The organism is Bradyrhizobium sp. LTSP849, assembly GCF_000938255.1.
In the GTDB taxonomy this organism is placed as follows: domain Bacteria; phylum Pseudomonadota; class Alphaproteobacteria; order Rhizobiales; family Xanthobacteraceae; genus Bradyrhizobium.
Genome location: NZ_JYMR01000001.1, coordinates 213,119 through 232,929, shown reverse-complemented (window position 1 = coordinate 232,929; position 19,811 = coordinate 213,119). Strand labels below are relative to the sequence as shown.

The 19,811-nt window shown below is 64.3% G+C and carries 28 protein-coding genes; 15 read left to right on the top strand and 13 right to left on the bottom strand.

What is annotated here, in order from left to right; all coding sequences use genetic code 11:
- Positions 1–16 precede the first annotated feature (16 nt).
- Both lgt and UB31_RS01115 read right to left on the bottom strand, forming a co-directional pair.
- Positions 17–862: a prolipoprotein diacylglyceryl transferase gene (gene lgt, locus UB31_RS01120; RefSeq protein ID WP_045003753.1), complete on the bottom strand. Its 846-nt coding sequence runs from the start codon at positions 860–862 to the stop codon at positions 17–19.
- A gap of 6 nt (positions 863–868) precedes the next feature.
- Positions 869–1,600, bottom strand: a complete 732-nt coding sequence (locus UB31_RS01115; RefSeq protein WP_045009481.1) for a dienelactone hydrolase family protein — start codon at positions 1,598–1,600, stop codon at positions 869–871.
- 172 nt (positions 1,601–1,772) lie between these two features.
- On the opposite strand from UB31_RS01115, the gene UB31_RS01110 reads away from it, so the two are divergent.
- The 4 genes from UB31_RS01110 to ychF all read left to right on the top strand — a co-directional run bounded on the left by UB31_RS01110 (position 1,773) and on the right by ychF (position 4,782).
- Entirely contained in the window at positions 1,773–2,027 is a 255-nt protein-coding gene (locus UB31_RS01110; RefSeq protein ID WP_045003749.1) for an accessory factor UbiK family protein, read from the top strand.
- Between the two features lie 247 nt (positions 2,028–2,274).
- Positions 2,275–3,015: a 50S ribosomal protein L25/general stress protein Ctc gene (locus UB31_RS01105; protein WP_045003747.1), complete on the top strand. Its 741-nt coding sequence runs from the start codon at positions 2,275–2,277 to the stop codon at positions 3,013–3,015.
- 58 nt (positions 3,016–3,073) lie between these two features.
- On the top strand, positions 3,074–3,679 hold the full coding sequence (gene pth / locus UB31_RS01100; RefSeq protein ID WP_045009480.1) for an aminoacyl-tRNA hydrolase: 606 nt from the start codon (positions 3,074–3,076) through the stop codon (positions 3,677–3,679).
- Between the two features lie 5 nt (positions 3,680–3,684).
- Positions 3,685–4,782, top strand: a complete 1,098-nt coding sequence (gene ychF / locus UB31_RS01095) for a redox-regulated ATPase YchF (protein WP_045003744.1) — start codon at positions 3,685–3,687, stop codon at positions 4,780–4,782.
- A gap of 18 nt (positions 4,783–4,800) precedes the next feature.
- Here the strand turns inward: ychF and UB31_RS01090 are convergent, their stop codons facing one another.
- Entirely contained in the window at positions 4,801–5,097 is a 297-nt protein-coding gene (locus UB31_RS01090) for a DUF4282 domain-containing protein (protein WP_027534247.1), read from the bottom strand.
- A gap of 159 nt (positions 5,098–5,256) precedes the next feature.
- Here UB31_RS01090 and UB31_RS01085 point away from each other — a divergent pair, with 159 nt between their 5' ends.
- The 3 genes from UB31_RS01085 to UB31_RS42010 all read left to right on the top strand — a co-directional run bounded on the left by UB31_RS01085 (position 5,257) and on the right by UB31_RS42010 (position 6,534).
- Entirely contained in the window at positions 5,257–5,709 is a 453-nt protein-coding gene (locus UB31_RS01085; protein WP_045009479.1) for a MaoC family dehydratase, read from the top strand.
- Entirely contained in the window at positions 5,709–6,188 is a 480-nt protein-coding gene (locus tag UB31_RS01080) for a MaoC family dehydratase (protein WP_045009478.1), read from the top strand. Before UB31_RS01085 ends, UB31_RS01080 begins: the two co-directional genes overlap by 1 nt.
- Before the next feature lie 199 nt (positions 6,189–6,387).
- The gene (locus tag UB31_RS42010; protein ID WP_045003736.1) at positions 6,388–6,534 is read left to right on the top strand and encodes a hypothetical protein; all 147 of its coding nucleotides are present in this window, start codon (positions 6,388–6,390) and stop codon (positions 6,532–6,534) included.
- A gap of 39 nt (positions 6,535–6,573) precedes the next feature.
- Here UB31_RS42010 and UB31_RS42005 read toward each other — a convergent pair whose 3' ends face one another.
- From UB31_RS42005 to UB31_RS01055, 5 genes are all read right to left on the bottom strand, one after another.
- Positions 6,574–6,711, bottom strand: coding sequence for a hypothetical protein (locus UB31_RS42005; protein ID WP_197087272.1), 138 nt, complete (start codon positions 6,709–6,711; stop codon positions 6,574–6,576).
- 302 nt (positions 6,712–7,013) lie between these two features.
- Positions 7,014–7,433 carry a hypothetical protein gene (locus tag UB31_RS01070; RefSeq protein WP_045003734.1) on the bottom strand — a complete coding sequence of 140 codons (420 nt, stop codon included), beginning with the start codon at positions 7,431–7,433 and terminating at the stop codon, positions 7,014–7,016.
- 172 nt (positions 7,434–7,605) lie between these two features.
- Entirely contained in the window at positions 7,606–8,520 is a 915-nt protein-coding gene (locus UB31_RS01065) for a hypothetical protein (protein ID WP_045009477.1), read from the bottom strand.
- Between the two features lie 221 nt (positions 8,521–8,741).
- Positions 8,742–9,182: a nuclear transport factor 2 family protein gene (locus UB31_RS01060; protein WP_045009476.1), complete on the bottom strand. Its 441-nt coding sequence runs from the start codon at positions 9,180–9,182 to the stop codon at positions 8,742–8,744.
- Between the two features lie 182 nt (positions 9,183–9,364).
- On the bottom strand, positions 9,365–9,643 hold the full coding sequence (locus UB31_RS01055) for a hypothetical protein (RefSeq protein ID WP_045009475.1): 279 nt from the start codon (positions 9,641–9,643) through the stop codon (positions 9,365–9,367).
- Between the two features lie 187 nt (positions 9,644–9,830).
- Here UB31_RS01055 and UB31_RS01050 point away from each other — a divergent pair, with 187 nt between their 5' ends.
- From UB31_RS01050 to UB31_RS01040, 4 genes are all read left to right on the top strand, one after another.
- Positions 9,831–10,067: a hypothetical protein gene (locus UB31_RS01050; protein ID WP_045009474.1), complete on the top strand. Its 237-nt coding sequence runs from the start codon at positions 9,831–9,833 to the stop codon at positions 10,065–10,067.
- Between the two features lie 107 nt (positions 10,068–10,174).
- Positions 10,175–10,378, top strand: coding sequence for an SEC-C metal-binding domain-containing protein (locus UB31_RS42920; RefSeq protein ID WP_197090755.1), 204 nt, complete (start codon positions 10,175–10,177; stop codon positions 10,376–10,378).
- Positions 10,379–10,579: 201 nt separating this feature from the next.
- Positions 10,580–10,966: a hypothetical protein gene (locus UB31_RS01045; RefSeq protein WP_045009473.1), complete on the top strand. Its 387-nt coding sequence runs from the start codon at positions 10,580–10,582 to the stop codon at positions 10,964–10,966.
- Between the two features lie 7 nt (positions 10,967–10,973).
- Positions 10,974–11,339, top strand: coding sequence for a hypothetical protein (locus UB31_RS01040; protein WP_045009472.1), 366 nt, complete (start codon positions 10,974–10,976; stop codon positions 11,337–11,339).
- Positions 11,340–11,431: 92 nt separating this feature from the next.
- On the opposite strand, the gene uvrB is transcribed toward UB31_RS01040, so the two are convergent.
- From uvrB to UB31_RS01020, 4 genes are all read right to left on the bottom strand, one after another.
- Entirely contained in the window at positions 11,432–14,425 is a 2,994-nt protein-coding gene (gene uvrB / locus UB31_RS01035) for an excinuclease ABC subunit UvrB (protein ID WP_082078363.1), read from the bottom strand.
- Positions 14,426–14,518: 93 nt separating this feature from the next.
- Complete coding sequence (locus UB31_RS01030; protein ID WP_045009471.1) at positions 14,519–14,749, bottom strand: hypothetical protein; 231 nt, start codon at positions 14,747–14,749, stop codon at positions 14,519–14,521.
- A gap of 63 nt (positions 14,750–14,812) precedes the next feature.
- The gene (locus UB31_RS01025; RefSeq protein WP_027534256.1) at positions 14,813–15,040 is read right to left on the bottom strand and encodes a hypothetical protein; all 228 of its coding nucleotides are present in this window, start codon (positions 15,038–15,040) and stop codon (positions 14,813–14,815) included.
- Positions 15,041–15,153: 113 nt separating this feature from the next.
- Positions 15,154–16,068, bottom strand: coding sequence for a LysR substrate-binding domain-containing protein (locus UB31_RS01020; RefSeq protein WP_045003718.1), 915 nt, complete (start codon positions 16,066–16,068; stop codon positions 15,154–15,156).
- Positions 16,069–16,382: 314 nt separating this feature from the next.
- Between UB31_RS01020 and UB31_RS01015 the strand changes: the two genes are divergently transcribed.
- The 4 genes from UB31_RS01015 to UB31_RS01000 all read left to right on the top strand — a co-directional run bounded on the left by UB31_RS01015 (position 16,383) and on the right by UB31_RS01000 (position 18,950).
- Entirely contained in the window at positions 16,383–17,162 is a 780-nt protein-coding gene (locus tag UB31_RS01015; protein WP_045009470.1) for a sulfite exporter TauE/SafE family protein, read from the top strand.
- A gap of 12 nt (positions 17,163–17,174) precedes the next feature.
- Positions 17,175–17,405 carry a hypothetical protein gene (locus UB31_RS01010; protein WP_045009469.1) on the top strand — a complete coding sequence of 77 codons (231 nt, stop codon included), beginning with the start codon at positions 17,175–17,177 and terminating at the stop codon, positions 17,403–17,405.
- 108 nt (positions 17,406–17,513) lie between these two features.
- Positions 17,514–18,221, top strand: coding sequence for a glutathione S-transferase N-terminal domain-containing protein (locus UB31_RS01005; RefSeq protein ID WP_045003715.1), 708 nt, complete (start codon positions 17,514–17,516; stop codon positions 18,219–18,221).
- A gap of 33 nt (positions 18,222–18,254) precedes the next feature.
- The gene (locus UB31_RS01000; RefSeq protein ID WP_045003713.1) at positions 18,255–18,950 is read left to right on the top strand and encodes a glutathione S-transferase family protein; all 696 of its coding nucleotides are present in this window, start codon (positions 18,255–18,257) and stop codon (positions 18,948–18,950) included.
- Positions 18,951–19,011: 61 nt separating this feature from the next.
- Here the strand turns inward: UB31_RS01000 and UB31_RS00995 are convergent, their stop codons facing one another.
- Complete coding sequence (locus tag UB31_RS00995; protein ID WP_045009506.1) at positions 19,012–19,785, bottom strand: outer membrane protein; 774 nt, start codon at positions 19,783–19,785, stop codon at positions 19,012–19,014.
- Between the last annotated feature and the right edge of the window lie 26 nt (positions 19,786–19,811).

Sequence of the window (19,811 nt, the reverse complement as noted above, 5' to 3'; positions counted from 1 at the left end):
GCTTTCTCGAAATGAATTAACGAATGGCCTCGATGGGCTTCGGCGCACCGCGCTTGATAGCCCATACAATAAGTATACCGCCGACAATAAGCATCGGGATGGACAACAGCATGCCCATGGTTAATCCGCCCCAGAGGAAGCCGAGCTGCTCGTCTGGTTCGCGGAAATGCTCGCCGGCGATCCGGGTCAGGCCATAGATCAGGATGAAGGCACCGAGGATCATGCCCGGCCGTTTCAGGGCACCGAAGCGGATCATGATCGCGAGCACGGTGAACAGCAGGATGCCCTCCATGCCGGCTTCATAGAGTTGGCTCGGATGGCGGGGCAGGTGTGTCGGGTCATGGGGGAAGATCATCGCCCAGGGCACGCTCGCATCGGTGGCGCGGCCCCACAATTCGCCGTTGATGAAGTTGGCGATCCGCCCGAGGAACAGCCCGATCGGACCGACCGCAGTGGTGATGTCACCGAGCGACAGGATCGAGATGCGGTTGCGGTAGGCAAACCACATCACCGCAACGACGCATCCGAGAAAGCCACCATGGAACGACATGCCGCCCTCCCACAGCCGGAAGATCGCCGTGGGATGCTCGATGAAGAACGGCAGATTGTAGAACAGCACGTAGCCGGTGCGACCGCCCAGGATGATGCCGAGCGTGACCCAGAGGATGAAATCGTCGATCTGGAGCAGCGAGATCGGCGCGGGCCCGCCCCACAGCCGCTCGTTCTTCAACAGCGAGCGCGCATAGAGCCAGCCGAGCACGATGCCGCCGATATAGGCGAGCGCATACCAGCGAATCGCGAACGGTCCGATCGCGACCGCGATCGGATTGAAGGACGGAAAGTCGATCAGCAGAAAGGGCATCGCACGCTAGACGAGGTTGCGGCGGTAGAGCGCGAGCAGCCGCTCCCAATGCCGCTCGGCCGCGTCGCGGTCATAGACTGGACGCTTGGGGAAGGCGAAGCCGTGATGGGTGCCGGGATAGATCTCGACCTCGGCTTTGGCGCCGCTCATGCCCTGCTTGACCTTCTCGATGATCTCCGTGGGCGCATAGATATCGGTCTCGGCGCAGCCGAAATACAGCTCGGCCTTGGTCTTGCCGGCGGCGAGATGTGGGCTGTCATCCTGATCGGTGGCAAGCTGCGTTCCGTAGATCGAGGCGGCGGCTTTGACGCGATCGGAAAAATGCGTGGCGGCGTTGACGGCGTAGCGGCCGCTCATGCAGTAGCCGACGGTGCCGACGATCTTCGTGTTCGCAGCGGCTTGGCCCTCGGCATAGGTCAGCAGTGCCCTGGTGTCGTCCATGATCATGGGAATCGTGAGCGAGCCCATCAGCGCGAACATGCGCTTGCGCTCCGGCGCGTTCGGATCGGCCGGCAGCGCGCCGAGCTCCATCACGCCGGAGCGGTAATAGAGGTTCGGCAGCATCACGTAATAGCCCGATGTCGCAAGCCGGCGCGCCATGTCGCGCAGCTCCTCGCGGATCGCCGGCGCATCCATGTAGAAGAGAATGACCGGGAAGGGGCCGCCGCGCTCGGGATGAGCGATGAAGGTCGCGGTGTGACCGTCCTTGGTGGGAATTGCGATCTGCTGCTCGATCATGTCTTGCGTTCCGCCTTGTGATTCTTGTTATGCAGGGACGGTGAATACGATTGCAAGGAAACCGGGGCATGACAAGGATAGCTCGGGTCAGCCCTTGAACCGTCTCGTCTGGATTGCCATTGTGCTTTGAGCAGTTCGCGCAAAGTTTATCGGGGACGCCAAGGAGACCGAAATGACCCAGACCACCAACCGGTTTTTCGACGAGATCGGCCGCCTGATGAACGACGCCGCCGGTGCCGCACAGGGCGCCAAGCGCGAGTTCGACACGGTGCTGCGCAACCAGGCCGAAAAATTCCTCCGCGACATGGATCTGGTCAAGCGCGAGGAGTTCGAGGTGGTCAAGGATATGGCCCGCCTGGCGCGTGAGGAGAACGAGGCGCTGAAGGCACGGATCGCGGCGCTGGAGGCCAAGCTCGGCGGGGCATGATGGCCCCGTAGCCCGGATGGAGCGCAGCGCAATCCGGGGAGCTGCGCCCGCGGAACCACCCCGATTTCGCTGCGCTCCATCCGGGCTACAGTTCCCACCCGGTAGCCCATTCTCCTTGTCATTTCCGCGTCTTCCGGCTAAAAGCCCGCCACGTCCGCAGCCCCCGCACCCCTGGAGGCTTGCTGCGGCGTGCACCATGGGCCGCGTTGCGGCCCATTAACTTTTGCAAAAACAAGGACTTAACGTTATGGCGACCGTCAAGGAATTGAAGGCGACCGCACGTCCGAAGAGCGGCAAGGGGGCCGCCCGGGCTGAGCGTCGCGCCGGGAAAGTGCCCGGAGTGATCTATGGCAACAAGCAACCCCCGCTCACGATCTCGGTCGATGATCGCGAACTGCGCCAGCGCATCCTCGCCGGCCGGTTCCTGACCACGCTGGTCGACATCGACCTCGACGGCAAGAAGCACCGCGTGATTCCGCGCGACTTCCACCTCGATCCGGTCAAGGACTTCCCGATCCACGTCGACTTCATGCGCCTCGGCGAAGGCGCCACCATCCGCATCAGCGTGCCTCTGCACGTGGTGAAGGCGGAAGGCTCCCCGGGTGTGAAGCGCGGCGGCGCCGTCAACATCGTCGCGCATGCAATCGAGCTCGAATGCGGCGTCGAGAGCATCCCGCAGTACATCGAGGCCGATGTCGGCTCGCTCGAAATCGGTCACTCCCTGCATCTGGCCGACATCAAGCTGCCGGCCGGCGTCAAGGCGCTGACCCGCGAGGACGCGACCCTCGTCACCATCGTACCGCCGTCCGGTTACGCTGAAGAGCTGAAGGCGGCGGCTGCGGCTGCTGCTGGTGGCGCGGCTCCGGTGGCTGGTGCGGCCGCTCCGGCGGCTGGCGCTGCGGCTCCGGCTGCGGGTGCTGCTGCTCCGGCAGCGGCTGCCAAGGCTCCTGCTGCCAAGGCTCCGGCCGGCGGCGACAAGAAGAAGTAATCTCTCAAAGCCGGCGCGCGGTCCCTGACTGCGCGCCGAGCGAGGGGCGCACCGCGTCATGCGACTCTTTGTTGGGCTCGGCAATCCCGGCGCGAAATACGCACGTAACCGGCATAATATCGGCTTCATGGCCGTCGACGAGATCGCGCGGCGTCATGGTTTCGCACCATGGCGCCGTCGTTTTCAGGGCGAGACCTCGGAAGGTGCGCTCGGGCCTGAGCGCGTCATCCTGCTCAAGCCGACGACCTACATGAACGACTCCGGCCGCAGCGTTCAGGAGGCGGCGAGCTTCTTCAAGATCGCGCCGGGCGACGTCACCGTGTTCCACGATGAGCTCGAATTGCCGCCGGGCAAGGTGCGGGTGAAGATCGGCGGCGGCATCGCCGGGCATAACGGCCTGCGCTCGATCTCCGCCCATATCGGCAACGACTACCGCCGGGTGCGGCTCGGCATCGGTCATCCCGGCGTCAAGGAGATGGTGCACGGCCATGTGCTGTCGGACTTTGCCAAGGCCGACAACGACTGGGTGGCGACGCTTTGCGACGCGGTGGCCGAGCACGCGGCACTGATCGCCAAGGGCACGGACGCGACCTTCGCCAACAGGGTGCATCTCGCGATGCAGGCGAAGGGATTTTTGACCAAGGACGACAACGGCAAGGAATAACGCTGGTGGGATTCAAATGCGGGATTGTCGGGTTGCCCAATGTCGGCAAGTCGACCTTGTTCAACGCGCTGACAGAGACGGCCGCGGCGCAGGCGGCGAACTATCCGTTCTGCACCATCGAGCCGAATGTCGGCGAGGTCGCCGTGCCCGATCCGCGGCTCGACAAGCTCTCGGCCATCGCCAAATCGGCGCAGATCATCCCGACCCGGCTGACCTTCGTCGACATCGCAGGCCTGGTGCGCGGTGCCTCCAAGGGTGAAGGCCTCGGCAACCAGTTTCTGGCCAACATCCGCGAGGTCGATGCCATCGCGCATGTCGTGCGCTGCTTTGAAGATTCCGACATCACCCATGTCGAGGGCAAGATCGCCCCGCTCGCCGACATCGAGACCATCGAGACCGAGCTGATGCTCGCCGACCTCGACAGCCTCGAGAAGCGCGTCGACAATCTGTCCAAGAAAGCCAAGGGCAACGACAAGGACGCCAAGGAGCAGCTCGACCTCGTCAACCGCACGCTGGTGCTGCTCCGCGAGGGCAAGCCCGCGCGCCTCGTCGAGCGCAAGGCCGAGGAAGAGCGCGCCTTCTCGATGCTCGGCCTGCTCTCGTCGAAGCCCGTGCTCTACGTCTGCAACGTCGAGGAAGGCTCGGCCGCGACCGGCAACGGTTTTTCCAAGGCGGTCGAGGAGCAGGCGGCGAAAGAGGGCGCAATTGCCGTTGTCATCTCGGCAAAAATCGAATCCGAGATCGCGACGATCTCGCGTGACGAGCGCACTGATTTCCTGGAGACGCTGGGCCTGGAGGAGGCCGGTCTCGATCGCCTGATCCGCGCCGGCTACACCCTGCTCCAGCTCATCACCTATTTCACGGTGGGGCCGAAGGAGGCCCGCGCCTGGACCATCCATCGCGGCACCAAGGCGCCGGGTGCGGCCGGCGTGATCCACACCGATTTCGAGAAGGGCTTTATCCGCGCCGAGACCATTGCCTATGACGATTACGTCGCGCTCAACGGCGAAGCCGGCGCCCGCGATGCCGGCAAGCTGCGGCTCGAAGGCAAGGAATACGTCGTCGCCGACGGCGACGTGATGCATTTCCGGTTCAATACGTAAGGCGCGGAGAAGGGTGCCTCACCGCACCCCGCCGCCCTGATCCCTGATCGCGCCGAGATGCTCGTTGATGCGGAACACGATCAGGATCAGCTCCGCGGCGATGCGCGAGAACACGACACCGACGACGACGCCCGCGATCGATTCCAGCACCACCAGGAAGCCGGCGAACGGGCTGATCGCCATCGCCGTGAGACCTGCAAAGATTCCGGAGAGTCCAAACAGGCAGATCACGCCGATCACCAGCCAGTAGAAGGTCTTGATGATCGTCGGCGTGATGAAGCGGTCCCATTGAAACAGATCGCTGAATGAAAACATCTCTCTCCCCCGGGCAAATCGCGCCGCCGGCCGCGTCAATCCGATGAGGAGGCTGGTCTGGCCCGACTCGCCGAATGTAGCACGAGCCATGCGGGCCGGCGGGTTGAGATTGCCGCAAAGTGCGGCCACAATCTGTCATTCCCGGAAGCCAATCCAAAGATGACCCTGACCTTCGAAGATTTCCCACCCGGCCGGTTCGGCACGTTCGGCCCGCGCCATGTCACCCGCGACGAGATCCTGGCCTTTGCGGCCGAGTTCGATCCGCAACCGATGCACCTCGACGAGGAGGCTGCCAGCAAGAGCATGCTGCGCGGCCTGTCCGGCTCGGGCTGGCACCTCTGTTCGCTGATGATGCGGATGATGGCCGACGGCTTCATCACTCGCGCCGCATCGCTCGGCTCGCCCGGCGTCGATGAAGTGCGCTGGCTGTCTCCCTTGCGGCCCGGCGACGACCTCACGCTCGACGTCGACGTCGTGGAAGCCCGCACCTCGAAGAGCAGGCCAAGCCTCGGCATCGTCAAGTTCAAATGCACCGTGCGCAACGCCAAGGGCGACGCGCTGTGCGAGATGACCTCGCCGATCCTGATCGAGCGACGCGAGGGAGCGGTCTGATGCCGTTTTTCGAAGAGATCGAGATCGGTCATCGCCGCGAGATCGGCACCTACACCTTCACGGCCGAGTCCATCAAAACGTTCGCCGCAAAGTTCGATCCGCAGCGCTTCCATCTCGACGAGGAGGAAGGCAAGAATTCGCTGTTCGGCGGGCTCGCCGCGTCCGGCTGGCATGTCGGCTCGGCCTGCATGAGCCTGCTCGTCGCAGACGGCCAGCGCCTGGCGCGCGAGGCCGCAGCACGCGGCGAGGAGGTTGCGGTGTGGGGGCCGTCGCCGGGCTTTCGCGATCTGCGCTGGATCAAGCCGGTGCTCGCCGGCGACACCGTCGTTTACGCCAATGTCGTCATCGATAAGCGCGCCTCCGGCTCGCGTCCCGGCTGGGGCATCCTGACGGCCCGCACCACCGGCACCAACCAGCGCGGCGAGGAAGTCTATTCCATCACCGCCTCGGCCTTCGTGCCAATGCGAAAGAGCGGTTAGATCTGTTCCAAGATGAACGGTTGAAAAGAGCGCGCGAGTGTTGCCCGCGCGCTATGGACGCGATTCGGGGCTGCTGCCATAAGCCTTTCCGAGATGGCCGGCCTGCGAAGCAGTTGGCGGAACCATCGAGTTGCTAACCAATTATGAACCTGTCGCTGTCTATTTGAACGAACTGGGCAGAGTACAGGGGACGAGCATCATGGCAGACCGCGGCGCACTCAAGCTGGTCGGATTTATCTTCGCTACCGCCACGCTGGCTGTGATGCTGGTGGCCGGCATGGTGGTGAAGGGTTATGCCGATGGCGGTTACACCCTGGAAGCCTCGACGATCGACGCGAGCCGTTAAGGGTTCGTTAACTTTTCGGGGCCGGCATCCGGCTTCAGTTCAGCGGCTATAGACGAACGCCAATATCGCGATCGCGACCGCCAGCAATCCGACAAAGCGCAGCATGATCGTGCCGAACTGGTTCGGCGCGGGCCGCATCGGTATCGGGTCCGTGTTGTCCGGTCGAATGCTTTCCATCTGAAATGTCCCCAGGCCCGCCGTGATGGCTGCGGGCGCTTGGCATTGGTCGCCGGGGAGGAGCGGAGGGTTCAAAAGCCGGGGGGGCTGTTAGGCCGCGCGGTGCGGACCACACCCTCCGCCGTCATGCCCCGCGAAGGCGGGGCATCCAGTACTCCGCGGCCTCTCGACTCAATCACAACCGTCTCTGGAATACTGGATCGCCCGCCTTCGCGGGCGATGACCGCGAGAATGTGGTGACAGAATCAAAACCACCGCGTCCCTTTCGGAACGCGGCGGCTGGTGATGCGAGACGTGTGCGATCAGCTGTTGCGCAGGCCGTCGGCGGCGCGCTTCCACTGGGTGACGTTGTCGGCGATCATGCGGGTCGACTTCATTGCGGCCTGGCTGAGCTGGGCGTAGCCGGAGATCTCGCGCTGGACGCGCTGGCCTTCGGCATGGAGCAGGTCGCGCAGGCTTTCGAGCTCGGAGATCAGATTCTCGATCTCGGCGAGCGAGGTGCCGGCGACGCGCTGGATCAGCGAGTTGACGTTGGTGACGGTGGCTTCCGCGCTCGCATCGAGCGCCGGCTCGGTGGCCGTCGTCGCCGGACGGCGCAGATAGGCGATGTCGTTGCGGACGAAATCGCGGATGCCGGCTTCGACTTCCGTCACTGCGGCGAGATTGCTGTCGACGGTTTCGGTCTCGGTTGCTTCAACCTTTTCCGGACGAATGGCGTTCATCGGTGTTCCCCTGTTCGCGTTGAGCGCAGCGCGAGTGTCCCCCGCACGACGATGTGTGTCAGGCCGATGCATCAGGGCGTCGGATTTTGACGGCAACTAGGCAGAGATGCGGCAAGGGCGGACCATTCGGGGGCTTTGCCGTGGCGTTTGGTTACAAGTTTCTAAAGAAGATTCACCAGCTCTTCTTGAAGCCCGCGGTCAGGCTCTTGTTGATCGCGCCTTGCGAGGTCTCGCCGACGGAGCCGGAGACGGTGACGTTGTCGAACAGCTTCTGCTCGGCGCCGACCTTGCGCAGCCATTTGTCGTCGGTGGTCGACAGCGTCTGGCCCGCCGTGATGCTGGTGCCGGTGTCGGTGATCTCGACCTTGGCGGACTGCTCGGTCTCGTAGTTGCGGGTGGTGTGGCCGGCGATGCCGGGCAGCGCGGTGGTGCCCTGCTGGTTGACGCTGTAGCCGTTCTGGAGCGTCAGCGACGTGTCGCCCGACAGCGGCACCGATTTGGTCAGCGACGCGCCGATCTTGCTCTGCTCGGAGCCGGGATCGATGCGGCCTTCCACCGCGGTCTTGTCCCACACCGAGCCCGCGCCCGGCGCGGTCGCGGCGGCCCAGGCGCTGCCGGAGGATTGCGGGATATTGCCGCCATTGGCGGCCTTCTGCGCCATCAGCTCCGACATCGTGGTCGGCTCCTTCGCCACCGTCATGTCGGCGCCGATTCGGGCATCCCAAAACGAGGAGACCGACTGCTTGACCTTCACCGCCGAGGAGCCGTTGGCATTGGCGTTGGACGACCAGTCCATCCCGTCCCTGGCTGCGGCCTGCGCCCGCTTTTTGGCGGCGATGATGTCGTTGAGCGTGCCGGCGTCGATGGCGAGCTGGGCCCAGTCGAGCTTGTCGACGTCGATACCTTTGAGCACGTCGGGGTCGTTGACGTCGGGGGCGTCCTCCGCCTCTTCGTCAGGCACGGCCGCCGCGGGGGCAGGGGAGAAGGGCGGAATGATCTGCGCCGAGGCCGTCGGCACCGAGCCGAAAATCAACGCGGCCGCCAGTAACGGCAGCCTGGTCCAGCCCAAACCTGTCGAGAATTCCATCGTCCTGCCCGCGAGCCCAGTTCGCGCAGAGGATGCGGAACTATCATTGCGAAATTGTGGCGTTCGCCTTGCCCAGAATAACGAACCAACGGGCCGCGCGAAAGGCGCGCGCCCGATGACGAGCTTCTCCACGACGGCATCCGGCGGGGCTGGAGGCCAGGACAACGTCGCGGGAGCATCAATCGATCGGTCCCGAATTGCGGGGCCCGTTGGTGTCCCCCTCAGCCGACGCTCGTCACCTTTGGCAGATGAATGGCGCGGCCGAGTGCCTGCTCGACCAGATCGAAAGTGTCGACCAGCACACGCATGTTGATGAGCCGGTCCGCCCTGAACTGGGCGAACTGCGCGACCCGCAAGCTAATCGGCTTGTCGGAATCCAGTGCGGTCAGCGAATAGCGCAGCATCGAGGAGGCGGAATCGACGCCCAGCATGATGCTCTCGCGCTCGAAGCGGCGGACGCGGAAGTTGTCGGCCAGCTGGCGAATGACGTCGAGCACCGCCCGCTTGCCCTGGCGCGCGCCCAGGAACGGAAACATGTCGATCGGGCCGTAGATCGCCCATTCGACGTCCTCGTCGATCAGGGCCTCGATATCCTCGAAATGCCGGTCGTTGATCGCGCGGTGCAACGCGCGCGAGAAACGCCAGAGGCTGTGCTCTGTCATTTTGGGGGCGTCCTGAAGCTGGCTTGCAAAAAAACGAAAAACAACCCCATGCACAGTAGGCGCAGCGGGTTGCTAATTCATTAGTATACGAACAAATAGGTCGTTTCGGCCAAAACGCAATTCACATTTTCGCAATGCACAATTGAGCGCGAAATGTGAGATTTACAATAGAACCCCGTATTTTACCGGTCCCGGCTACGTGCCGGTTCCGCTGCGGGGTTCCGCTCGATCGCGATGGCGTCGTCGCGCATGGCGAGCAGGCCGAACAGAGCCGCGCCGCCGATCCCGCCGATGACAGCGCCGAGCGGCATGAAGGTGAAGAACACCAGCATGCCGCTATGGCCTTCAAAGCTCGTGGTGTGCGCGATTTCGACCCAGGCGAGCCCGGCCCCGATGCCGAGCGCCGCCCCGCCCAGCGCGCCCAGGAACAGCCCCAAGATTACAAGCAACGCGACTTTCATTGGCCCCACTCACCCCCGGCGTGCACGACGCCCCGGAATGGGTCTGGGAAACGGCGAGGGAGGTTCAAACGGGGCTTGTGGAGATGCGCGAGCGCGCGCCACATATTATCGCCGTGTGGAGAGCGCTGGAACCCGAGCCGGTCCGTGCTCGTTGAGACGCCGACACCGCACCCGGAGACATCGATCCATGAAATTCCCGCTCATCGCCATCGCCGCCGCGCTCCTCATCTGTGGTGCGACATCCGCCGCCAACGCCAAGGGCTGTATCAAGGGCGCCGTCGTCGGCGGCGTCGCCGGTCACTATGCGGGCCATCACGGCGTGTTAGGCGCCGCCGCGGGCTGCCTTTACGGTCGCCACCAAGCCAAGGAGCAGGAGAAGCAGCAGCAACAGGAGAGCCAAGTGAACGGCCAAGGAAAGTTGTAGCCAAGCTGTAACGCTGTCGTCGCCTTTCCACGCAGCCCACATCGTGATAGCGAGACGCCGCGGCAACGGGCCGCGTTTCCAACCGATGGAGGGCGTCATGCGCAACTATCGCGATCTCGAAAACCTCCCCTGCTTTCAGCGTCACGCGTAAGCGGCGGAACTCATTCCCCTCGGAAACCCACGTCAAGCGGGGCAGGCGCGTCGTCCATGGTGACGTCGAGCTGACCGAAAAGCTCGGCCGCAACGACCTCTGCCCCTGCGGCTCCGGACGCAGATTTCAAAGCTTGCTGCCTGAAATCCGGCGCCCATGACGGCTCCAACCGCAAATATTACTTTCAGGGAGTGAGAGCCTGACTTACCGCCATATCGGCGGTCCGCTCCCTCGTCCCGCCTTGCGCCGAAGCTTCGGCGAACAAGAGCGGGGCGAGGTGAACAGCAGCCCGTGACCCATCTCACATCCCGGATCTCCCGATGCGGCTAATGTCATCCGCATGTCACCAGGGAGACGTGCCATGGCCGTCACCGCCGCCGCGAGAAAGTCCCGCCTGCACAACGCGCTCGAAGGCTTTGCGCTGACCGCGATCCTCCAGAGTTTCCCGACCTTCGCCGCCGCCGCGCTACTGCTCAAGCTGTTCGGCAATCACGACCTCGTCGGCGACCCCGGCGTCGCCATCTTCGTCGCCTGCGCGTCCCTCGTTCACGCGGTGATCGCGGTGACGCTGGGGTCGGCAATCCCGGCGCTCTCCAGGCTGCTCTACGAGCCGAGCTTCTTCGATCCCAGCCTGTCACTCTCCGAAAAAATCACCGAATGGCGCACCCACCCGGCAGCCTCGATGCAGCTCGTCGCGATCGTGCTGATGTTGTCGGTGATGGCGGTGGTGACGGCGAGCGTGGGGTGAGCGTGTTATGCCCTTCATCACCGCGCCGAAATTCGGCCCGCTCAATTGGCTCGAAGGCTTTGCGCTCACCACAATCCTTCAGGGCTTCCCGATCTTCGCCGCTGCTTCTCTGATGGTGAAGCTTCTGGGAGACTACCGCGGCAGCAGTCCTGTACTCACGATTGCCTTGGCGTCGATGTTCTACAGCATCTTCGTCGTCTCGGTCGGGTCGGCGTTCCCGACGCTCTTCAAGAACGGCTACGAAGCCCAGTTCTTCGACGCGAACCTGTCCCTCTCCGAAAAGATCGCCTGCTGGCGCACCAGGCCCGCGACGTCGGTGCAGCTCATGGCGTCTGTACTGCTGTTGTCGCTGCTGGCGGCGATTGCGGGGTGAGGAGCCTGAATCTCTCCGCGTCATTCCGGGGCGCCGCAAAGTGGCGAGCCCGGAATCCATAGCCACGACAAGCGCGGACGATACTCCGTCGCCTACCTCTTCTTCCACCCACCCCGATGCCCCGGCGCGCCGCCGCTTGACCGTGGCGACGGCCCGAACTCCGGCCCCGACTGCTTTGAATCGGTCGGCTGGATGATCCGGCTCTCGCCGCCGAACGGCTTTGACGGCAGCGCGCGATCCGCCCGATAGGGCAGTGACTCCGGGCCGTGCATTTCGTCGAGATGCGGCTTGTGCACCTTGGAGCCGCCGCCTCCGCCGCTGGCTTTCAACGCAGAGCTCACGGTCTTCTTCTTCATCGCGCTGACCGGGAGGTTGGCCGCCTCGCCGTACTTCTTCGTGCCGGCATAGGCGCCGGCCTTGCCCTGCACGGTGCGCTGCTTGACGGTGGGGTCGTCGACCACGGCGAGCTCGGTGGCGCGCAGGCGCTTGACTTCGTCGCGCAGGCGGGCGGCTTCCTCGAAATTCAGATCGGCTGCGGCCTCGCGCATCCGCGTTTCCAGATCGCCGAGCACGGCTTCAAAATTGTGGCCGATCGAGATGACGTCGTCGGTCATGTCGTGGCCGCCGATTTCGACCAGCACATGATCGCGCTCGTAGACGCTGTTCATGATGTCGCCAATCGACTTCTTGATGCTCTCCGGCGTGATGCCATGCGCGGTGTTGTACTCGACCTGCTTCTCGCGGCGGCGGTCGGTCTCGGCGATGGCGCGCTCCATCGATCCCGTCACCTGGTCGGCATAGAGGATCACCTTGCCGTCGACATTGCGCGCGGCGCGGCCAATGGTCTGGATCAGCGAGGTTTCGCTGCGCAGAAAGCCCTCCTTGTCGGCGTCCAGAATCGCGACCAGCGCGCATTCGGGAATGTCGAGGCCTTCGCGCAAGAGGTTGATGCCGACCAGCGCGTCGAAGGCGCCGAGGCGCAAATCGCGGATGATCTCGATGCGCTCGATGGTGTCGATGTCGCTATGCATGTAGCGGACGCGAATGCCCTGTTCATGCAGATATTCGGTGAGGTCTTCCGCCATGCGCTTGGTCAGCACGGTGACCAGCGAGCGATAGCCGGCCTGCGCGGTGGCGCGCACCTCGCCGACGAGATCGTCGACCTGGGTGCGGGCCGGGCGAATATTAACGGGAGGATCAATAAGCCCGGTGGGGCGGATGACCTGCTCGACGAACACGCCGCCGCTCTCGTTGATCTCCCAGCCGCTCGGCGTCGCCGACACCGCGACCGTCTGCGGGCGCATCATGTCCCACTCCTCGAAGCGGAGCGGGCGGTTGTCCATGCAGGAGGGCAGGCGGAAGCCGTATTCGGCCAGCGTCGCCTTGCGGCGGAAGTCACCTTTGAACATGGCGCCGATCTGCGGCACCGTGACGTGGCTTTCGTCGGCAAACACCAGCGCGTTGTCGGGCACGTATTCGAACAGCGTCGGCGGCGGCTCGCCGGGCAGACGTCCCGTGAGATAGCGCGAATAGTTTTCGATGCCGGCGCAGCTTCCGGTCGCCTCCATCATCTCGAGATCGAACGTGGTGCGCTGCTCCAGGCGCTGCGCTTCCAGCAGGCGGCCCTGGTCGTGCAGCTGGTCGAGCCGCATCTTCAATTCGGATTTGATCGACTTGATCGCCTGCACCAGCGTCGGGCGCGGCGTCACATAGTGCGAATTGGCGTAGATCTTGATGAATTCGAGCTCGTCCTGCTTGTGGCCGGTGAGCGGATCGAATTCCTCGATATTCTCCACGGTGTCGCCGAACAAATTCACGCGCCAGGCCCGGTCTTCATAGTGCGCCGGAAAAATGTCGATCACGTCGCCGCGCACACGGAACGTGCCGCGGGTGAAATCGGCCTGGGTGCGCTTGTACTGGAGGGCAACGAGGTCGGCGATCAGCTGGCGCTGGTCGATGCGCTCGCCCTTCTTCAGCGCAAACGTCATCGCGGTGTAGGTCTCGACCGAGCCGATACCGTAGATGCAGGATACGGACGCAACGATGATGACGTCGTCGCGTTCGAGCAGCGCGCGCGTCGCGGAGTGACGCATGCGATCGATCTGCTCGTTGATCGAGGAGTCCTTTTCTATGTAGGTGTCCGTGCGCGGGACATAGGCCTCCGGCTGGTAGTAATCGTAATACGAGACGAAATATTCGACCGCGTTGTCCGGGAAGAAGCTCTTGAACTCGCCATAGAGCTGGGCGGCCAGCGTCTTGTTCGGCGCCAGAATGATCGCGGGGCGCTGCGTCGCCTCGATCACCTTGGCCATGGTGTAGGTCTTGCCGGAGCCGGTGACGCCGAGCAGCACCTGCGAGCGGTCGTTGCGCTGGATGCCCTCGACCAGCTCGGCGATCGCGGTCGGCTGGTCGCCGCGCGGCTCATATTCCGACTTGATCTCGAAGCGCACACCGCCTTCGGACTTTTCCGGGCGCGGCGGCCGGTGCGGCGTCCATACCCGCAAGCTGCCGTCGTCCTTGCGGAACTCCGGCCGGCCCTCACGGATCAGCGATTCCAGCGCATCCGCGGTCGCCTTGACGCCGAGCGCCTCCATCTTGTTGCGCGGCGGGCGGGCGAGGGCCTCGGCATCGTCCTCCTCTGTGGGCAGCCCGAGCTGCCGCGCCAGTTCCGGATCGAGCGTCGGGATCGTGGCGGCAGTTCCGTAATTGGCCTGCGGTGCTTCGCCAAGACCTTCGGCCTCTCCGCTCCCTCCCCCCTTGCGGGGGAGGGTCGGGGAGAGGAGTAAGCCACGAGTCGCGCTGCCCGATGCGGTATCCTGTGGAAAGTCTTTTGGCGTCGAGGCGCGCGCGCGATGCGCGGCAGCCTCGCCCCCGGAGCGGCGGTCGCGCGAATTGTCCGGCGGCGGCTGGAGACCGGTGCCCGAGCCAAGCCCGGCATCGCCGCGATTGATCGCGGGATTCAGCAGCTCGGCCAGCGCCGGCCCGATCGGCTGCACGTCAGGCCGATGTGCCTTGGAGTTCGGCGCCTTCGAGCTCAGTGCCTTGGATTTGGGGGATTTTGCGGGGGGAGCAGGTTTCTTCGCCATGCCCCGAATATGGGGCGAGTCCGCCCCTCAGAAAAGAGCGAAAGCCCGTCCGTACGCAGGCTGCTGACAGCAGGTTGGCAGCAGGGTCGACGATTACGCCGCCGGCTGCGGCCCCTCGTCGTCCTCGGCCACCAGACGCGGCTCGAGGATGTCGAGATGGATCCCGCCGCAATCGGTGCAGCGCATGGTCCAGTACTCGCACCCGGCGCGGCCGCCGATCACACGGAGCACCGTGAGATCGCCGTCGCATTCCGGGCATCTCGACAGCACATTACGGGCGTAGATCCTCGGCCGTGGTTCGTCTTCGAATTCGATGATTGACATGACCGGTTCCCCAATTGCGCCGCGCTGTCCCAGGTCGGTTTGAAATGTCGGTTTGAAATCCGCTTATTCGTCGTCGCTGTCGTCGGCGCGCCGGCGGAAGCGATCGATGTGGTGCTTGGCATCGGCAATCGCGGCGTCCGGATCGGGCCAGGCGAAGCCGACTTCCATGGCCGGAAACAGCACGCCGTCGATGGCAACCGGGCTGAAATCGGCGCGCCTGATACGGGCGTGCCACAGTCCCTTGCCTGCTTCGAAGGATTCGATGTCAAAACCGTCGTAAAGGGTCGTCATTGGTAGTCCCCGAATGTCCTGTTCTGTTGGAGGGTCAGGGGACCACATTTCCGGATGTGCGGATGTGAAGCGGTTCACAAGCGGCCGGCTTTTTCACCCGATCGGGTGATGGATCAGCCCCGTCCGGCGGCTCGTCCGACCCGCCGCGGCCGGGCTGCGGGTTCCGCGGCCGCGCGCATGATCCAGCGGCGGAACGCGGCAAAGTCGCGCTGCTCGGTTTGGAAGCTGCGGTAGAGCAGGTACCAGCGCATGCCCTTTGGGACCGAGAGATCGAACGGCGCGACCAAGCGTCCGGCGGCGAGATCGTCGTCGATATAGGGCCGGATGCCCATGGCGATGCCGAGCCCGTCGGCGGCGGCTTGCAGCGCCTGGCCGTAGAACTGGAACTCCGGCCCGCGCGCGTTGATCCGGGTGAGGCCGGCGGCCTTGAGCCAGAGCGGCCAGTCCTCGGTTGAATGCGTGACGCGGATCAGGCTCGGGCCCTTGAGATCCGCCGGGCGCTTCAGGCCGGAGGCGAGGCGGGGCACGCAGACCGGCGTGAGGTCGCCGGCAAACAATGGCTCGGCGACCAGCCCCGGCCAGTCGCCGGTGCCGAGCTTGACGCCGCAGCTCCAATCCTCGCCGAACGCGACCTCGGCGCCGCCGGTGGTGAAGCGCACCTCGATGTCGGGCTCCTCGTTGCGAAACTCCGACAGCCGCGGGATCAGCCAGCGCATCGCAAAGGTATGGCCGACGCCGATGGTAAGCACGCGGACGCTGGAGGGCGCCGTCACCTGCGCGGTGAGGCTCGCCAGCGCATCGAAGATCGGCGTCAGCCCGCTCTGGTAGGCGCGCCCGGCTTGCGTCAGCACCAGTCTGTTGGCCTTGCGCTCGAACAGCGCGACGCCGAGCCGTTCCTCCAGCAGATGCACCATGCGGCTGACGGCGGCCGCCGAGACGTTGAGCTCGAGGCCGGCCGCGGCAAAGCTGCCGGTCCGCGCCGCCGCCTCGAATGCCTTGATGCCGTTGAGAAAGAGCAGTCGCCGCAAATGCAAGGACCCTCAGGAAAGCTGATGCCAGGCCAAGATAACTCAGTTTGCCTGCTTCCCACAAGCGAGGCACAAGAATGAGTGTAATTCCAAGCTGATTTGTTGAAGCGGAGGCCGTGCCCTTCGCCTCTCCCCGCCTGCGGGCAGAGGCCGACACGCGAAGCGTGGTGGGTGAGGGGGAGGCTCCGCGAGTCCAATTGCTACCGTCCTTGCGGAGACTCCCCCTCACCCCACCCGCTCCCCGCAAGCGGGGCGAGGGAGTGAAGCAGTCTGCGTCCCTTACTTGCCGTAGCCACCATGAGGAGAATCATCACGTGACGCCGATCATGATCGCTGCCCTTGGATTGCTGATGGTCGGCACCGCGTTCCTGTCGGGGCTGTTCGGCATGGCGGGCGGGCTGATCCTGATCGGCGTGCTGCTGGCCTTGATGCCGCTGCCGACCGCGATGGTGCTGCATGCGATCACGCAGATGGCCTCGAACGGCTGGCGCGCTTTTCTCTGGCGGGCGCATATCCGCTGGCGGCCGGTAGCGAACTATATGGTCGGCGCTGCCGTCGCGCTCGCAGCCTGGTCGCTCACGCGCTATGTGCCGGACAAGCCGATGGCGCTGCTGCTGCTCGGCATCACGCCGTTCATGGCGCGACTGCTGCCCGCCAACATCAAGCCCGATCCCGACCGCCTCTGGCAGGGCACCGTCTATGGCACGATCTGCATGGGCTTGATGCTGATGACCGGCGTCTCCGGCCCGCTGCTCGACACCTTCTTCCTCGGTGGCGATTTTGGCCGGCGCGAGAAGGTGGCGACCAAGGCGATGTGCCAGCTCGTCAGCCATTTCACCAAGCTGATCTATTTCGGCGGCGTCATCGATCAGGCGGCGACGCTCGATCCGGTGCTGGCCGGCGTCGCGATCGCAGCCTCGATGCTCGGCACCACGCTGGCGCGGCGCCTGCTCGAAGCCATGACCGACCAGCAGTTCATCGCCTGGTCGAACAAGCTGATCACCACCATCGCCTGCTACTACGTCGCCTATGGCGGTTGGCTGCTGGTGCGTACACCGGTGCTGGCCGCCTTCACCAAGGCAGGTGTGCAATGAAGGGAGGTTGCAATGAGCGAGACCGCCGATCCGCTGGTGCTGGACTTCGTCGAATGGGTCGCGCGCGAACCGCGCGCTTATGCCGAGGTGATCGCGACCTGGAAAACCTCGTGCCCGCGTCTCACCATCTGGGAGGACGCCGCTGACCGCGGGCTTGTCGCGCGCGAGACGCTGCCCGGAATCGGGCTGATCATCGCGGTGACGGAAAACGGCGAGAAGTTGCTGCGCGCGAACGGCCGCTGACTTCACGCGGCCGTCATTGCGAACACCATTGACTTGAGGCGAGCCCGGCGCGACGTTCATGCAACCGCATCTTCTTGCGCGCATCCTTCCAGCCCGGGACATCCAGCCATGATCGACCTGCACTATTGGTCCACGCCGAACGGCCACAAGATCACGATGTTCCTCGAAGAGACCGGACTGAAATACAAGGTCATCCCGGTCAACATCGGCAAGGGCGAGCAGTTCACGCCGGAGTTTCTGGCCGTGGCGCCCAACAACCGCATTCCCGCGATCGTCGATCACGAACCGAAAGGCGGCACCAAGCCGCTGTCGCTGTTCGAGTCGGGTGCGATCCTGCTCTATCTCGCCGAGAAGACCGGCCAGTTTCTTCCGACCGATTTCTACGCACATTACGACGTCATCCAGTGGACGTTCTGGCAGATGGGCGGCCTCGGCCCGATGGCCGGCCAGAACCACCATTTCCGCAACTACGCGCAGGAGAAGATTCCCTACGCCATCGATCGCTATGTCAACGAGACCAACCGCCTCTACGGCGTGCTCAACAAGCGCCTCGCCGATCGCGAATTCATTGCCGGCGAGTATTCCATTGCCGACATGGCGTCCTATCCCTGGGTGGTCGGTCATGCGAACCAGGGCCAGAACATCGACGACTTCCCGCATCTGAAGCGCTGGCTAGAGGTCATCCGCGTCCGCCCCGCGACCGAGCGTGCTTACGCGCTGGCCAAAGAGGTCAATCCCAACTTCGGCAAGCCCGCCATCCGCACCGACGAGGAACGGAAGATTTTGTTCGGGCAGACCGCGTCGGTGGTGCGGTAGGTACGCTGCGCTCGCAAAGACGGAACACCATCCATGTCACTCAAGCTCTACGAACTTGTCGGCACCGACGCCTCGCGGCCCTTCAGCCCGTATTGCTGGCGCATTCGGATGGCGCTTGCGCATAAGGGGCTGTCGGCGGACTCGCTGCCCTGGCGCTTCACCGAGAAGAGCACGATCGCGCCGCACGGCTCGGAGAGGGTGCCGGTGCTGCTGCATCATGACAAGCCTGTCGTCGATTCCTGGACGATCGCGAACTATCTCGAAGACAAGTTTCCGGACCGGCCCTCGCTGTTCGGCGGCGAGGGCGGACGCGCCATGGCGCGCATGCTCAATGCGTGGGGCGACATCGCCATCGTCGGCGGCATCTCTCTGCTGATCGTCGCCGACATCCCGAAGAATCTTGCCGAAGTCGATGCCGAATATTTCCGCAAGTCGCGCGAGGCGCGTTTCGGCAAGAGCCTGGACGAGGTCCAGGCAAACCGCGACACCGGCGTCGTCGCATTCCGCAAGTCGCTCGAAGTAATGCGGCAGACGTTGAAGAAGCAGCCCTTCATTGGTGGCGACGCGCCGAATTATGCCGACTACATCGTGTTCGGCGGCTTCCAATGGTCGCGCGTGGTCAGCCCGTTCAAGCTGCTGGAGGCAGATGATCCGGTCTATGCGTGGCGCGAAAAGCTGCTCGATGCGTTCGACGGCATGGCGCGGAAGTCGCCGGGGTTTGCGGTGTAGCAGATCGGAAGCCAGGGTCGGCCGAAAGCGCGGCCCACCCTGGCGCGGAGCGCGGCTTGCGTCAGAACTTGTAGGCGATGCCAAGGCGCCCAATGTCGCTGCGCAGCTTGGTCGAGACGTTGAAGGTCGCGGTAGGTGTGTTGCCGGTCGTGACGAGGCCGGAGGTGGAGACGGAGCCGAGATCCACGTGCAGGTATTCGCCGCTCACCACCCAATGTGGCGTGATCGCATAGTCGATGCCGGCGCCAACCGTCCAGCCGACCCGGGTCTGGCTGACCGCGGCCGTCTCGAATTCCAAGCCGAATCCGAGCGGCGAGAAGCCCACATAGGTGTTCGAATATTTGACGTCGCCGATAGCGACACCGCCGGTGGCGTAGAAGAGCGCCTTGTCGACCGCATAACCGATGCGGGGGCGAATGGTCGCGAGCCAGTTGGTCGAGACGGTGGTTGTGAACGCCGCGGTGCCAGCGGGGAACGTCAGGAACGGACTGCCGGCCGTCGCGACCGTCTTGTTGAAGTGGCGCCACGAAATGTCGCCTTCGACGCCGACGACGAAACTGCCCCATTGCTGATTGTAACCGGCCTTGCCGCCAACGATTGCACTGGTGCCCGACAGGTTCGGCGAACCGATGGCGCTCAGTCCGGGAATGTCGGCGGGGAAGTAGAGCGGAACCGGCCCGTTGACAGCGCTGAGACTCGTATCCGCCTTGGTCCAGCTCGCGCCGGCAGTTCCGCCAACGTAAAATCCCGTCCAGCTGAACGGCGCGACCGCAGGGAGGGCCTTGTAGACCGGGGCCTGCATGTCGGCTGCCGCAGCCGCGGAGACGGACGCCATTCCCCCGACGGCCGCGAGGAGCGCGA

Bases quoted from the DNA above. Each gene is read 5' to 3' on its own strand.
- lgt (WP_045003753.1), bottom strand. From the start codon at position 862: ATGCCCTTTCTGCTGATCGACTTTCCGTCCTTCAATCCGATCGCGGTC.
- UB31_RS01115 (WP_045009481.1), bottom strand. From the start codon at position 1,600: ATGATCGAGCAGCAGATCGCAATTCCCACCAAGGACGGTCACACCGCG.
- UB31_RS01110 (WP_045003749.1), top strand. From the start codon at position 1,773: ATGACCCAGACCACCAACCGGTTTTTCGACGAGATCGGCCGCCTGATG.
- UB31_RS01105 (WP_045003747.1), top strand. From the start codon at position 2,275: ATGGCGACCGTCAAGGAATTGAAGGCGACCGCACGTCCGAAGAGCGGC.
- pth (WP_045009480.1), top strand. From the start codon at position 3,074: ATGCGACTCTTTGTTGGGCTCGGCAATCCCGGCGCGAAATACGCACGT.
- UB31_RS01090 (WP_027534247.1), bottom strand. From the start codon at position 5,097: ATGTTTTCATTCAGCGATCTGTTTCAATGGGACCGCTTCATCACGCCG.
- UB31_RS01085 (WP_045009479.1), top strand. From the start codon at position 5,257: ATGACCCTGACCTTCGAAGATTTCCCACCCGGCCGGTTCGGCACGTTC.
- UB31_RS01080 (WP_045009478.1), top strand. From the start codon at position 5,709: ATGCCGTTTTTCGAAGAGATCGAGATCGGTCATCGCCGCGAGATCGGC.
- UB31_RS42010 (WP_045003736.1), top strand. From the start codon at position 6,388: ATGGCAGACCGCGGCGCACTCAAGCTGGTCGGATTTATCTTCGCTACC.
- UB31_RS42005 (WP_197087272.1), bottom strand. From the start codon at position 6,711: ATGGAAAGCATTCGACCGGACAACACGGACCCGATACCGATGCGGCCC.
- UB31_RS01070 (WP_045003734.1), bottom strand. From the start codon at position 7,433: ATGAACGCCATTCGTCCGGAAAAGGTTGAAGCAACCGAGACCGAAACC.
- UB31_RS01065 (WP_045009477.1), bottom strand. From the start codon at position 8,520: ATGGAATTCTCGACAGGTTTGGGCTGGACCAGGCTGCCGTTACTGGCG.
- UB31_RS01060 (WP_045009476.1), bottom strand. From the start codon at position 9,182: ATGACAGAGCACAGCCTCTGGCGTTTCTCGCGCGCGTTGCACCGCGCG.
- UB31_RS01055 (WP_045009475.1), bottom strand. From the start codon at position 9,643: ATGAAAGTCGCGTTGCTTGTAATCTTGGGGCTGTTCCTGGGCGCGCTG.
- UB31_RS01050 (WP_045009474.1), top strand. From the start codon at position 9,831: ATGAAATTCCCGCTCATCGCCATCGCCGCCGCGCTCCTCATCTGTGGT.
- UB31_RS01045 (WP_045009473.1), top strand. From the start codon at position 10,580: ATGGCCGTCACCGCCGCCGCGAGAAAGTCCCGCCTGCACAACGCGCTC.
- UB31_RS01040 (WP_045009472.1), top strand. From the start codon at position 10,974: ATGCCCTTCATCACCGCGCCGAAATTCGGCCCGCTCAATTGGCTCGAA.
- uvrB (WP_082078363.1), bottom strand. From the start codon at position 14,425: ATGGCGAAGAAACCTGCTCCCCCCGCAAAATCCCCCAAATCCAAGGCA.
- UB31_RS01030 (WP_045009471.1), bottom strand. From the start codon at position 14,749: ATGTCAATCATCGAATTCGAAGACGAACCACGGCCGAGGATCTACGCC.
- UB31_RS01025 (WP_027534256.1), bottom strand. From the start codon at position 15,040: ATGACGACCCTTTACGACGGTTTTGACATCGAATCCTTCGAAGCAGGC.
- UB31_RS01010 (WP_045009469.1), top strand. From the start codon at position 17,175: ATGAGCGAGACCGCCGATCCGCTGGTGCTGGACTTCGTCGAATGGGTC.
- UB31_RS01005 (WP_045003715.1), top strand. From the start codon at position 17,514: ATGATCGACCTGCACTATTGGTCCACGCCGAACGGCCACAAGATCACG.
- UB31_RS01000 (WP_045003713.1), top strand. From the start codon at position 18,255: ATGTCACTCAAGCTCTACGAACTTGTCGGCACCGACGCCTCGCGGCCC.
- UB31_RS00995 (WP_045009506.1), bottom strand. From the start codon at position 19,785: ATGGCGTCCGTCTCCGCGGCTGCGGCAGCCGACATGCAGGCCCCGGTC.